Here is a 13,167-nt window from a genome sequence, read left to right as displayed (position 1 = left end):
TCACCGTCCGTCTCCGGCTCGCCGGCGGTGCGGGGGGGCGTGGCGCTCCCGCGGTTTCCCCGGCGGTACCGGGCTGCGACACTCGACACACCCACACGGATTTCGTCGTTGTTACACAGCGATATAACGGATTCCGAAGTTCTTGCATAGTGTCGCTACGCAACCAGTTGTAATCAGCGGTGTGGAACATGCACACTGAGGGCAGTCGAGATCACGAGGAAGATAGCCATGACGCGACCTGAGACCGACACGGCCGCCGTCCTGAAGGCAGCGCAGGACAACCTGTGGATGCACTTCACCCGGCACGGCTCCTACGACGCCGGCGAAGTGCCGACGATCGTGCGGGGCGACGGTGCCTACATCTACGACATCAACGGCAAGCGCTACCTGGACGGCCTGTCCGGCCTGTTCGTCGTGCAGATGGGGCACGGGCGCGCCGAGCTCGCCGAGGCCGCGGCCAAGCAGGCACAGGAGCTCGCCTTCTTCCCCTTGTGGTCCTTCGCCCACCCCAAGGCCGCCGAGCTGGCCCAGCGGCTCGCCGAACTCGCCCCCGGCGACCTCAACCGGGTGTTCTTCACCACCGGTGGCGGTGAGGCGGTCGAGACGGCCTGGAAGCTCGCCAAGCAGTACTTCAAGGTCACCGGCAAGCCGTCCAAGCACAAGGTCATCAGCCGCGCCATCGCCTACCACGGCACCCCGCAGGGCGCCCTGTCGATCACCGGCATCCCGGCGTTCAAGGCGCCCTTCGAGCCGCTCGTGCCGGGCTCGGTCCGCGTGCCGAACACCAATTACTACCGCGCGGACGAGATCACCGGCTTCCCCGGTCTTACGCCTGAGCAGTTCGGCCGCTGGGCCGCGGACCAGGTCGGCAAGGCCATCGAGATGGAAGGCCCCGACACCGTCGCCGCCGTCTTCGTCGAGCCGGTGCAGAACGCCGGCGGCTGCTTCCCGCCGCCCCCCGGATACTTCCAGCGCCTGCGCGAGATCTGCGACCAGCACGACGTGCTCCTGGTCTCCGACGAGGTGATCTGCGCCTTCGGCCGGCTCGGCACGATGTTCGGCGGGCAGAAGTTCGACTACGTGCCCGACATGATCACGTGTGCCAAGGGTCTGACCAGCGGCTACTCGCCGATCGGCGCGATGATCGCCTCCGAGCGCCTGTTCGAGCCGTTCAAGTCCGGCACCAGCATGTTCGCCCACGGCTACACCTTCGGCGGGCACCCGGTCTCCGCGGCCGTCGCGCTCGCCAACCTCGACCTGTTCGAGCGGGAGGACATCCTCGGCCACGTCCAGCGGAACGAGCCCGTCTTCCGCGCCACGCTGGAGAAGCTCCGCGACCTGCCGATCGTCGGCGACGTCCGCGGCGCCGGCTACTTCTACGGCATCGAACTCGTTAAGGACAAGGACACCAAGCAGACCTTCAACGACGACGAGTCCGAGAGGTTGCTGCGCGGCTTCCTGTCCAACGCCCTGTACGACTCCGGTCTCTACTGCCGTGCCGACGACCGAGGTGACCCGGTCGTGCAGCTCGCGCCGCCGCTCATCTGCGGCCCGAAGGAGTTCGACGAGATCGAGTCGATCCTGCGAACCGTCCTGACCGAAGCCTGGAACCGTCTGTAGCAGCCGGTTCCGGCGTCCTGCCCGTGCCGGTACGCGAAGACCCGTGCCCGCACACCGTCAGCCGCGCCATCCTGAAAGGATTTCGTGATGAAGATCGGCGTGCCCGCCGAGGTCAAGAACCACGAGTACCGTGTCGCCGCCACCCCGGCGGGCGTGCACGAGCTCGTCCGCCACGGCAATGACGTCTATGTCCAGCGCGACGCGGGCCTCGGCTCGCACATCCCCGACGAGGACTACCTCTTCGCCGGGGCGAAGATCCTCGACACCGCGGACGAGGTGTGGGGCGAGGCCGACCTGATCATGAAGGTCAAGGAGCCCATCGCCGAGGAGTACCACCGGATGCGCGAGGGGCAGGTCCTGTTCACCTACCTGCACCTCGCCGCGTCCCGGGCGTGCACCGACGCGCTCCTCGAGCGCAAGGTCACCGCCATCGCGTACGAGACCGTGCAGGTGGGCTCCTCCCTGCCCCTGCTCGCCCCCATGTCGGAGGTGGCCGGACGGCTCGCGCCGCAGGTGGGCGCGTACAACCTGATGCGCTTCAACGGCGGGCGCGGCGTCCTGCCCGGAGGAGTTCCCGGAGTCGCCCCCGCCAAGATCGTCGTCATCGGCGGCGGGGTGTCCGGCCTGAACGCCGCGCAGATCGCGGTCGGCATGGGCGCCGACGTCACGATCCTCGACGTCAACATCGACCGGCTCCGCCAGATCGACGCCATCTACCAGGGCCGCCTCAAGACCATCGTCTCCACCCGCTACGCCATCGAGCAGGCCGTCGTGGAGGCCGACCTCGTCATCGGCGCCGTCCTGATCCCGGGCGCGAAGGCTCCCACCCTGGTCTCCAACGAGCTCGTCTCGCGCATGAAGCCCGGGTCGGTGCTCGTGGACATCGCCATCGACCAGGGCGGCTGCTTCGAGGACTCCCACCCGACGACGCACGCCGACCCGACGTACAAGGTGCACAACTCGGTGTTCTACTGCGTGGCCAACATGCCGGGGTCGGTGGCCAACACCTCGACCTACGCGCTGACCAACGCGACCCTCCCGTACGCCGTGAAGCTGGCCGACCTCGGCTGGCAGGAGGCGCTGCGCGGCGACGCCGCACTCGCCCTCGGCCTCAACACCCACGCCGGCCGCCTCACCTACGAACACGTCGCCGAAGCCCACAACCTCCCCTTCGACCACGTGACCACCCTCCTCGCCTAGCGAGCCCCGCCCGCTAACCAGGCGCGCCGCCGTACGACGGCGCCGGCACCGCCGCACCGCTTCTCGCCGACCCGGCGCCGCATGACGAGCCCCACGGTCGGGTGGAACCGTGAAGGTGGCCTGGGGAGGTGCGTGGGTGCCGTAGAGGCAGGTGACGTCCGTTGTCTCTACCGGCTGTCAGGTTGTCCCATCCCGGCGCCGCGTCGGTGGGATGAGGCGCGGTGAAGCCGGCGCCGCTGTACGGCGGGTGCCGGTGACGGCTCAGGTGAGGCCGAGGCGTTTGCGGAGTTGGCGGGAGGTCGCGAGGACGTGCTCGACCTCGGCCGGGGTCGGCCAGGGGGCGGTGCCGGGGCGGAGCAACGTCGTCCGCACCGAGCCGAGGTGCTCCACCGCGCCGGCGTGCAGGCCGCTCTGGTCGGTCAGCCAGGTCACCACGTCGACGGGTTCGCGCAGCCGGCGGGTGAGCAGGTCCCAGGTGCCGAGGATCTCGGTGAGGTCGGCCAGGCGCAGCACGGTGCCGCCGCGTCTGCCCGCCGCCGCGACGGCGAGCTCGGCACGGGCCAGCAGCTCCGGCTCGACGGGGCGGTCCCACAGCGGGGCCGCCTGGTCGGCCGGCCATTGCGCCGACTCCGCGCTCTGGCCGCTCTGGCCCCCGATGACCGACCGCAGCGTGCCGAGCTCCGCCGCCGCGCCGTGGTGCCCGTGCATGGCGGCCTGGCGGAGCCAGTGCTGCCCGCCTCGCAGGTCGTTGTGCTCGGCGATGAGAAGCAACCCGAAGTTGTAGGCGGCCTCGGGATCGCCGCTGGCGGCCGCCCGTCCGAACCAGTGGCTCGCCGCACGCGGGTCCTCCAGCTCGACGCAGACGAACCCGGCCATGCGCTGGTCCTCGACCCTGCCGAGATGCGCGGCCCGCTCGAACCACGCGCGCGCGGTGCGCAGGTCGCGGCGTGCCAGGGCCAGCCTGCCGAGCTGGGAGGCCGCTCCCGGATGGTCGACCTTGGCGGCCAGGCGGTACAGCGCCTCCGCGCCCTCCGGGTCACGGTCGGCGTGCAGCAGCCTCCCCAGGTAGTACGCGGCGTCGGCATGCCCGCCGCGGGCCGCGTACTCCCACCATCCGCGTGCCTGCGCCTCGTCGCCGGAGGCGTAGTTCATGAAGGCGAGGTCGTGCGCGGAGGCGAGGTCTCCGGCCGAGGCCGCGCGATGATGCCAGTCGCGGGCCGCCACGATGTCGCCGACGTCCTCGCAGAGCAGGGCCAGGCGTCGGGCAGCCGGCCGCGAACCGGCGCCGGCGGCGGTCTCGAACCACTGGCGCGCGCCGCCGACGTCTCCGCGCTGCTCCAGCAGCAGGGTGGCCAGGTTGACGGCGGCCTCGGCGTCTCCCGCTCCGGCCGCCAGCTCGTACCAGGTGATCGCCTCGTCGAGGCTGCCGTGTTTCTCGTGCCAGATGCCGAGGTTGTAGGCGCTGTCGATGTTCCCGGCTCCGGCGGCCCGCTCCCACCAGTGGCGTGCCGCCGACCGGTCGCCGCGCTGGGCGTACAGGCGGCCGAGCCGGTGGGCCGCCCCGGCGTCACCGGCCTGCGCGGCGCCCAGCAGTTCGGCCTCGCTGGGCTCGCCCGGCTCGTGAAGCGGGGGCTGGGACGCGCGGGGCATCGGCACGACGGGGCCCGCGACGGCCGCCTCCGGTTCACCATGCCACCACGTCATGGGGGAAAGAGTCGCACGTGATCCAAAGACATGGAACATAATCGACAGCTTCTTGCCGTCCGGCGGAACGCGTTTGACCCGCCTAACCTCCCTGATGCATGTCTGTTGACACGGCCTGGACGCCGGAAGATAGTGGTTTGTTTATGTCGATAAATCCGACATACATCCCCATTCCGCAGACGTAACGGAGCCTCCCCGAGGGTTGCGGCGCGAGCCGTACGGTCTGCTGCCCGGTCACCGGAAGCGTGATGTCCTGTCCCTGAATGGTCAGCGCCCGCGTGCATCCATGGTTCTCGCTGGTGCGAAAGACGATCTCCGTGGGCCGTCCCGCCTCGATGGCGGCGACGCCTGGACGGTAGCCGCGGTCCGTCGACCAGATGGTGAGGACCTGCGTGCCGTCCGGGCGGATCACCAGAGCCGAGGCCGCGGCTCCGGAGACGGCGGCCGCCGCCTGGTCGCCCGCACCTTTGGACCCGCCCACATCCGGTGCCCAGCCGCCGAGGCGCAGCCCGGCGACGACGGTCACCGCACCGGCCAGCAATGCTCCCGCCGCGGCGAGGGTCGCGAGCCTCCTGGTGGCGACCCGGCGGACCAGCAGGCCGAGCAGTGCGAACCCCGGAGCGGTGCCGGTGACGAAGCCGGCCATGACGGCCGCGCCCCCGAGCCAGGACCCGGTCGAGACGGCCACGGCCTCGGTGCTCAGCGTCACCCCGCAGGGGATCAGGACCGTCACCGCTCCCAGCACACTCGGCCGCGCCACTCCCCACACCCACGACCGCGCCGCTCTTCGGCCCTCCGGTCGCGGCATCCCCCATAGCCTCACCATCACTCCGGGCCTTGTCGGCGCGTCTTCCTCCATCGCCGTGCCCCGAGGTTCTGGGGTTCGCCCCGCGTCCGTACCCGGCGGTGCGCCGGCTGAGGCCGTGCAGTCGTGGCCCGGGGAGCACGCGGGCCGGGCGCCGGCGTTCCTGGCGACCCGTACCGCGAAGACGATCACGGCGGTGCCGGCCCCCATGAGCAGCACCGCCCGCGCGGGCGGCGGAAGCCGCACGGCGTCGCCGAGCAGGCCGAGCAGCGCGCCCGCCAGCGTGTGCGACGCCAGGCGCCCTCCGATGAACGCCGCCACCACAGCCGCGGACCCCGGCGAACCGCTTGTGCGGGCCTCCGCCGGGTCCGAGCGGGCAGGGCGGCGGGCGAGGTCGATCAGCAGGCCGCCCTGCACCGCCGTGCAGGACGCGGTACCCGCGACGAGACCCGCCAGGAGGCCTGCGGCGAAGAGGGCGGCCGGGGTCACGCTCGGCAGGCCGATGGGACTCCGGCAGGCTCCGCGGCCCCTGCGACCATCGCCGACGATGCTCTGGCTCTCTCCCGTGAGGTTCCGGGCGGTCGTGACCGTGGATCCACGCGATCCTCCTCCGTAAGAGGTCCCTTGCGGAAGGTAACCGACGGTTTCGGTGACGGCCAGTGACAGTTCGCTAACCCTCGTACGACGGTGTCTCTACGCCGAGCCTCCCTTGAGCACCGAGATGCGCTCGAAGTACTCCTCGTCGCTCAGTTCTCCCTTGGCGTACCGCTCGGCCAGGATCTTCTCGGCCGACGCGGTGGGGGAGGCGGTGGCACGGCCCGCCCACGGAGGGCCGGCGCTCGCGCCGGCGAACGGCCCCCAGCCGCGGCCGCGGGCCCGGAAGACCATCACCACCAGGGTCACCCAGAACAGCGCCCAGAAGAGCGGGATGATCGGCCACCACGGCCCGGGAGCCCAATGTGCGTAAGGCATCTGCTTCTCCTCACTCGTTCGGATGCCTTCAACACTGCTCCGCCCGCGCCCGCCTGCCATCGCCCCAGAGGCGCGTCCCGCGGTACCGCGCCCGAGGGCCCTCGCCCGGCCGGCCCTACGTCCGCCGTCGTACGTCCGCTCGTGCTCGGCCCGCTCCCAGGGGTGTACCTCACTCAGCTCGCGGCTCCCTTCCACGGAGGTGCGCACGCTCGCGGTCAGGCCTGTTCGGCGGCCTCCAGGGGGTTGGCGGCGATGCGGCCGGCGATCCCGCTGCCGACCGCCTGGCCCGCGGTGCTGCCGGGCTTGCGCTCGGCCTGGTCCTGGAAGCACGCGGTGAACTCCTTGCCCAGGTCCAGACGCGGCAGCCGTCCGAGCACCTCGGCGCGCAGCGCGGCGGGCCAGGCTTCGGGCCGCCGTCCGGAGATGTCCAGGCCGGTCGCCAGCTCTAGCAGGTGCCCTTCGGGGTCCTCGGTGACGTCCACGCGGTCCCACATGTGGCGCACGATCACCTCGGAAGCGCGGGTGCGCCGTTCGGCCGGCCAGCCGGCCGCCGCGCCGAACACCCAGGCGACGTGGCCGCCGGCCTCCTCGAACGGCACCGTGTGGCTGTCGAACTCCTTGACCAGGCCGATGTCGTGCAGCAGCGCCGAGACGTAGAGCAGCTCCGCGTCGAAGCCGATGCCGTTCGGCTCGGCGTAGGAGGCGGCCCAGAGGTAGGAGCGCACGGAGTGGTTCAGGAGGGCGGGGGAGCAGTAGGCCGTGGCCACTTCGAGCGCCGCGCGGGCGGCCGGGCTGTCGGGGATCACGATGTCGTCGAGTCTCATGCCCCAAGCCTGCCCGTGTCGGTCGAACCAGGACGAGGCGGGCTCAGTTCGGACGGGTTTCCGCCGAGCTTCACCGCTCACCCGCCGTACGGCGGCGCCGTCTTCGCCGTTTCTCGACCCGCCGTACCGGCGCCGAGATGAGGGCCCGTGGGGGCGGGAGGTAGGGGGCGTCCCGGCAGAGGTATGTGATCGCTCGGTCCGGGGCGGGGTCAGGGGGTGAGTGTGCTGGCTGGGTTCGGGGGCGGGGCCGGGGGGTGAGTGTGCTGGCTGGGTTCGGGGGCGGGGTGAGGGTGGTGGTTGGGTTAGATCCAGCCGGGTTTGACCAGGCCGGACTCGTAGGCGATGACGACGAGCTGGGCGCGGTCGCGGGCGTGGAGCTTCATCATGGCTCGGCTCACGTGGGTCTTGGCCGTGGCGGGGGCCATGAACAGCTTGGCGGCGATCTCGTCGTTGGTCATCCCGGTGCCGACCAGCGTCAGAACCTCGCGTTCGCGCTCGGTGAGCTGGTCCAGGCCGGCCGTCGGCCGGGGTTCCTTGGCCCGGGAGGCGTATTCGGCGATCAGCCGCCGGGTCACGCTGGGCGACAGCAGCGCCTCGCCCGCGGCGACGACGCGGACCGCCTGGATCAGCTCGGCGGGTTCGGTGTCCTTGACCAGGAAGCCGCTGGCCCCGCCTCGCAGCGCCTCGAAGACGTACTCGTCCAGCTCGAAGGTCGTCAGGATGATGACCTTCACAGTGGTGGGCATCCGCCGGGTGGCGGTGAGGCCGTCCATGCCGGGCATGCGGATGTCCATCAGGACCAGGTCGGGCGCGTGCCGCTCGGCGAGCTGGACGGCCTCGGCCCCGTTCCCGGCTTCGGCCACCACGGTCATGCCGTCCTGGGCGTCGAGCAGAGCGCGGAAGCCCGCCCGTACGAGGGCCTGGTCGTCGGCCAGCAGTATCTTGATCAATCGGTGTCCTCGGGGAGTTCGGTGCCCGCCATCGGCGGGATGGGGAGCCGGGCCTCGACCCGGAAGCCCGACCGGTGGGGACCGGCGGTCAGTGATCCGCCCAGCGCGGTGGCGCGCTCGCGCATGCCGGGGATGCCGTTGCCGCCGCCTTCGCCGGTCAGCGCGCTCGGCACGGTGGCGCCGCTGTCGTCGACGCGGATGGAGAGCTGCTCTGGGCCGTAGGTGAGCGTCACCGTGGCCCGTGCGCCCGGCGCGTGCTTGGTGATGTTGGTGAGCGACTCCTGGACGATGCGGTAGGCGGCGCGCTCGACCCCTGGCGGCAGCGGACGGGGCGTACCGACGATCTCCATGCCGACGGCGGGGCCACTGCGCTCGATGAGCTCGTCGAGCTGGCCCAGATCCGCGGTGGGGGAGCGCGGAGCGCCGTCGCGGAGCACGCCGAGCAGCGACCGCATCTCGGTCAGCACGTCCTTGCTGGCCTGCTTGATGGTCGTCAGGGCCGTGCGCGCCTGCTCGGGATGCTCGTCCATGAGGTGCAGCGCCGTGGACGCCTGGACGTGGATGAGGGAGATGCTGTGCCCGAGGACGTCGTGCAGTTCCTGCGCCATGGACAGGCGCTCCTCGCTGGCCTGCCGCCTGGCCTCCTCCTGCTCCACCCGGTCGCGCTCCCTGCGCTGGTCGCGGCGGGCGCGGACGACTTCGGAGACGGTCAGCACGACCAGGATGATCGCGCCGATGCTCGCGTGGTGGAACCACCCCTGCGGGTTCGGGAGTAGCCAGATGGCGTAGCCGACGAAGAACAGCCACAGGGCGCCCGCCGCGAGGTAGGCGGCCCGGCGGTGCCCGGTCAGCACGGCGTTGAAGATCGCGATGATCGGGCTGAGGAAGACCGGGCCGTAGGCGTAGCCCTTGTAGACGTAGAAAGTGGTGGCGGCGGTGACCGACCACAGCGTCGCCACCGGGTGGGCCCGCCGCATGACGAGCGCCAGCGGCGCCGCCGTCAGCAGCGCGAAGCCCAACGGGTCGAGGACGACGCGGGTGTGGGGGTCCGCCGGGTCGACCTGGCCCCTCTGCGCGCTCACCGAACCCCAGACCTGGATCATGGCGACCATGAGCGGCAGCATGGGGCCGAACCAATGGGGACGTTTCGTGCGCACCCGAGAACGTTACGTCAGCGCGTTGACCAGTGCATCGTCCCAGCGTGGCAGTGCCGCCTACGGTGCCGGTCGTACGGGCCGAGGCGGGCGCGGAGCCGTTGTGCCGTACTTTGCGCTACGCTCCGTGCACTCCAGTCAACGCGCGTGTGACGGTACGGCCCGCCTCGTACGTTTTGATCATTATTGACCGCGGTTGTGAGGCTGTGAGTCAATGCTGGTGCGATCTAGGAATGAGGTCCGCCATGAGCTTTCGCCGTCTGACCGTTCCCCTCGTCGGGGTCGCCGCCTCTTTAGCACTCATCGCGCCACCCGGAAACGCCCAGGCCACCCCGCCTGCCGAAGGTCTCTCGCCTGGACAGCCCGCCACCAAGGCGCCCGTCGCCACGGGGTACGGCGGGGCCGTCGCGACCGTCGACCTGGACGCCAGCAAGGCCGCCTTGGGCGTGCTGAAACGCGGGGGCAACGCCATGGACGCGGCGGTCGCCGGAGCCGCCACGCTCGGCGTCACCGAGCCCTACTCCGCCGGGCTCGCCGGCGGCGGGTTCATCGTGTACTACGACGCCCGGCGCGGCAAGGTCTTCACGATCGACGGGCGCGAGAAGGCCCCGAAGGCCATGACCGAGACCTCCTTCCAGGAGAACGGCGCCGCGATCCCGTTCAACGACGCGGTGACCAGCGGACTGTCGGCCGGCGTGCCCGGCAGCGTGGCCCAGTGGGAGCTGGCGCTCCAGCGCTTCGGCACCATCTCGCTCAAGCAGGCGCTCCAGCCGGCCATCGACGTCGCCACCAACGGCTTCACGGTCGACCAGACCTTCTACGACCAGACCGCGCAGAACGCCGCCCGCTTCGCGGACTTCACCTCCACCGCGTCCCTGTACCTGCCGAACGGCGCTCCGCCGCCCGTCGGCTCGGTCTTCCGTAACCCCGACCTGGCGGCCACGTACCGCGAGCTGGGCCGCAGGGGCGGCGAGTGGCTGTACGGCGGCAAGCTCGGCGAGGAGGTCGTGGCCACGGTCAAGGCGCCGCCGGTCAGGCCGGGCGCCACCCGGGTCGTCCGACCGGGCCTGATGGAGCTGTCCGATCTTCGCGCCTACCGCGCGCTGGAGCGCCCGCCGACCAAGGTGAACTACGGCGGGATGGAGGTGTACGGCATGGCGCCGCCGTCCTCCGGCGGCTCGACGGTCGGCGAGGCGCTGAACATCCTGCAGGCGCTGCCCAAGGTCGGCCTCCACGAGTACCTGGAGGCGTCCCGGCTGGCCTTCGCCGACCGCAACAAATACGTGGGCGATTCCGACTACGTGGACGTGCCGCTCAAGGGGCTGCTGTCGGAGGGCTATGCCAAGGAACGCGCCTGCCTGATCGGCGACATCGCGATGCCGCACCCGGCCCTTCCCGGCTCGCCCGACGACTCCTATGGCGGCTGCCAGTTCGAGGGGCAGTCCCTGGAGACCGGCAAGCCCAGCCCGGCAGGCGGCGCCACCGGCGAGGCCGTCCCGGCGGACAAGGCCGGCCAGATCGACCAGACGGCCGGCGCCGACAAGGCGGAGAAGCCGGAGGGGCCGGAGACCACCCACCTGGTGGTGACCGACCGCTGGGGCGACGTCGCGGCGTACAACATCACGATCGAGTCGACCGGCGGCAACGGCATCGTCGTCCCCGGCCGCGGGTTCCTGCTGAACAACGAGCTGACCGACTTCACCTTCGGCCCCGCTCCCGGTGACCCCAACCTCCCGGCTCCCGGCAAGCGGCCCCGCTCGTCGATGGCTCCGACGATCGTGCTGAAGAGCGGCAAGCCCGTCCTCGCGGTCGGCTCGCCGGGCGGCGCGACGATCATCACGACGGTGCTGCAGATCCTCGTCAACCGCTACGAGTTCGGCATGTCGCTGCCCGACGCGGTGGCGGCGCCGAGGGCGAGCCAGCGGAACGCCGCCGCGACCCAGGCGGAGCAGGCGTTCATCGACCGCTACGGCGCCGAGCTGACCGCCCTGGGCCACACGCTGACCACCGTCCCCGGCCCGCCGGCCGGCGAGCTCGGCGCGGCCACCGGCCTCGAGTTCCTCGGCAAGGGCAAGATCCAGGCCGTCGCCGAGCCGTCAAGGAGAGGCGGAGGCAGCGCCTTGGTCGTAACCCCCGCCAAGCCCTGAACAACCACCCACCGGGCCACACATCGGTGCCGGCGTCCCCCTGACGGACGCCGGCCCGGTTGCCCGCCGTACGGCGGCGCCGGCATCGCCGTACCCCTCCCCGCCGTCACGGCGCCGAATGCACAAGCACGGTGTCCGGCGGTGGGGTGGGGTGTTCCAGGGAGGCGGGTCAGTGGCGTGGTTGCGCCGGCGGGTGTCCGGCGGTGGGGTGGGTGTTTCGGGGAGGCGGGTGTCCGGCGGTGGGGTGGGGTGTTTCGGGGAGGCGGGTCAGTGGGGTGGTTGCGCCGGCGGGTGTCCGGTGGTGGGGGTCAGGGGATGAGTTCGTAGGCGGTGGGTTTGGCGGTCCGGGTGCGGGCCCAGAATTCGAAGGTGAAGCCGGGCCAGAGGGTCCGGTTCCTGCCCTGGTCGTCGAGGTACCAGCTGACGCAGCCGCCTTCGGACCAGACGAGGCGCGACAGCCGCCGCTGGAGCCTGTCGTTGTACGCCCGCTCGGCCGAGGGCAGGACGTCGAGGGCCCGCGCCCGGGTCGTCGAGAGCAGGCGCAGGCAGGACATGATGTACCTCACCTGGGCCTCGATCATGAAGACGACCGAGTTGTGCCCGAGCCCGGTGTTCGGGCCGAGCAGGAAGAACAGGTTGGGGAACCCCGCGGTGACGGTGCCGAGGTAGGCCTGGATGCCGTCCCGCCAGGCCTCCTGGAGCTTCATCCCGTTCCTGCCGACGATCCGCTGTTCGGCCAGCGCCTCGGTGACCTTGAAGCCCGTCCCGTAGATGATGACGTCCACGGGGTGCTCGCGGCCGGTGGCGTCGACGATCGAGTGCGGGCGGATCTCGGTGATGTGGTCGGTGACCAGTTCGACGTTGTCGCGGCAGAGGGTCGGGTAGTAGTCGTCGGAGAGCAGGATGCGCTTGCAGCCGATCGTGTAGTCGGGCGTCAGCCTGGCGCGTAGCGCCGGGTCGGGCACCTGGGCGGCGAGGTGCCGCTCGGCGACGATCTGGTGCGCCTTCATCAGGCGAGGGTCGACCGTGAACCCCAGGGCGCGGGTCTCGAGCAGCCAGTAGACCGCGTCGCGCAGCGCGCGGCGGGCCAGGGGAAGTGCCCGGAGCGTCCGCCTCGTCCGCGCCGATAGGGAGATGTCGGGCTTGGGCTGGATCCACGGGGCCGTCCGCTGGAAGACGTGCAGCCGCTCCACCTTGGGGGCGATCTTCGGTATGAACTGGATCGCGGAGGCGCCGGTGCCGATGACCGCGACGCGCTTGCCGGTCAGGTCATAGGAGTGGTCCCAGCCGGCGGAGTGGAAGGACCGTCCGGCGAAGGCCTCGCGCCCGGGGATCTCGGGCAGGGAGGGGATGTGCAGGCCGCCGATGCCGGCGACGACCGCGTTCGTCGTGAACGTCTCGCCGTCCTCGGTGTTCACCCGCCAGCGGTGCTCGCCGTCCTGGTACTCCAGCCCGCAGACCTCCTTGCCGAAGCGGAGGTGCGGCGTGAGCCCGTACTTGGCGGCGCAGGCGCGCATGTACTCCCAGATCTCCTCGCGGGGGGCGAAGAGGTGCGACCAGTCGGGGTTGAGGTCGAAGGAGAAGGAGTACATGGGGGAGGGGACGTCACAGGCGCATCCGGGGTAGGTGTTCTCCCGCCAGGTGCCGCCGAGATCTGCGGCCTTCTCGAGGATGACGAAGTCGTGGTACCCGGCCTCCTTGAGCTTGATCGCCATGCAGAGACCGGCGAAGCCGGAGCCGATGATCGTGATACCGGGACCTGCGGCCGCCATTCCATCTCCTCCACCCATA

10 protein-coding genes are annotated in these 13,167 nt (G+C 71.1%); 3 read left to right on the top strand and 7 right to left on the bottom strand.

What is annotated here, in order from left to right; translation table 11 throughout:
• The first annotated feature begins 228 nt into the window (after positions 1-228).
• Together MYF83_RS26870 and ald are read left to right on the top strand one after the other, a co-directional pair.
• Positions 229-1,620, top strand: coding sequence for an aspartate aminotransferase family protein (locus tag MYF83_RS26870; RefSeq protein ID WP_248963492.1), 1,392 nt, complete (start codon positions 229-231; stop codon positions 1,618-1,620).
• 87 nt (positions 1,621-1,707) lie between these two features.
• Positions 1,708-2,820, top strand: coding sequence for an alanine dehydrogenase (ald, locus tag MYF83_RS26865; protein ID WP_248963491.1), 1,113 nt, complete (start codon positions 1,708-1,710; stop codon positions 2,818-2,820).
• A 261-nt stretch (positions 2,821-3,081) separates the two neighbouring features.
• Here the strand turns inward: ald and MYF83_RS26860 are convergent, their stop codons facing one another.
• From MYF83_RS26860 to MYF83_RS26835, 6 genes are all read right to left on the bottom strand, one after another.
• Entirely contained in the window at positions 3,082-4,524 is a 1,443-nt protein-coding gene (locus tag MYF83_RS26860) for an SEL1-like repeat protein (protein WP_248963490.1), read from the bottom strand.
• An 82-nt stretch (positions 4,525-4,606) separates the two neighbouring features.
• Entirely contained in the window at positions 4,607-5,818 is a 1,212-nt protein-coding gene (locus tag MYF83_RS26855; protein WP_248963489.1) for a sulfite exporter TauE/SafE family protein, read from the bottom strand.
• 204 nt (positions 5,819-6,022) lie between these two features.
• On the bottom strand, positions 6,023-6,301 hold the full coding sequence (locus MYF83_RS26850) for an SHOCT domain-containing protein (RefSeq protein WP_248963488.1): 279 nt from the start codon (positions 6,299-6,301) through the stop codon (positions 6,023-6,025).
• Between the two features lie 215 nt (positions 6,302-6,516).
• Positions 6,517-7,125 carry an HD domain-containing protein gene (locus MYF83_RS26845; RefSeq protein ID WP_248963487.1) on the bottom strand — a complete coding sequence of 203 codons (609 nt, stop codon included), beginning with the start codon at positions 7,123-7,125 and terminating at the stop codon, positions 6,517-6,519.
• A gap of 302 nt (positions 7,126-7,427) precedes the next feature.
• Positions 7,428-8,075 (bottom strand): response regulator, encoded by a 648-nt coding sequence (locus tag MYF83_RS26840; RefSeq protein WP_248963486.1) that lies wholly within the window; start codon positions 8,073-8,075, stop codon positions 7,428-7,430.
• Complete coding sequence (locus tag MYF83_RS26835) at positions 8,072-9,232, bottom strand: sensor histidine kinase (protein WP_248963485.1); 1,161 nt, start codon at positions 9,230-9,232, stop codon at positions 8,072-8,074. The genes MYF83_RS26840 and MYF83_RS26835 overlap by 4 nt, the downstream gene beginning before the upstream one ends.
• A gap of 242 nt (positions 9,233-9,474) precedes the next feature.
• Between MYF83_RS26835 and MYF83_RS26830 the strand changes: the two genes are divergently transcribed.
• Complete coding sequence (locus MYF83_RS26830; RefSeq protein WP_248963484.1) at positions 9,475-11,376, top strand: gamma-glutamyltransferase family protein; 1,902 nt, start codon at positions 9,475-9,477, stop codon at positions 11,374-11,376.
• 308 nt (positions 11,377-11,684) lie between these two features.
• On the opposite strand, the gene MYF83_RS26825 is transcribed toward MYF83_RS26830, so the two are convergent.
• Entirely contained in the window at positions 11,685-13,148 is a 1,464-nt protein-coding gene (locus MYF83_RS26825) for a flavin-containing monooxygenase (RefSeq protein WP_248963483.1), read from the bottom strand.
• Positions 13,149-13,167: the final 19 nt, after the last annotated feature.

The organism is Sphaerisporangium perillae (assembly GCF_023276435.1).
In the GTDB taxonomy this organism is placed as follows: Bacteria; Actinomycetota; Actinomycetes; order Streptosporangiales; family Streptosporangiaceae; genus Sphaerisporangium; species Sphaerisporangium perillae.
This window is presented reverse-complemented; position numbering and strand designations above follow the sequence as displayed.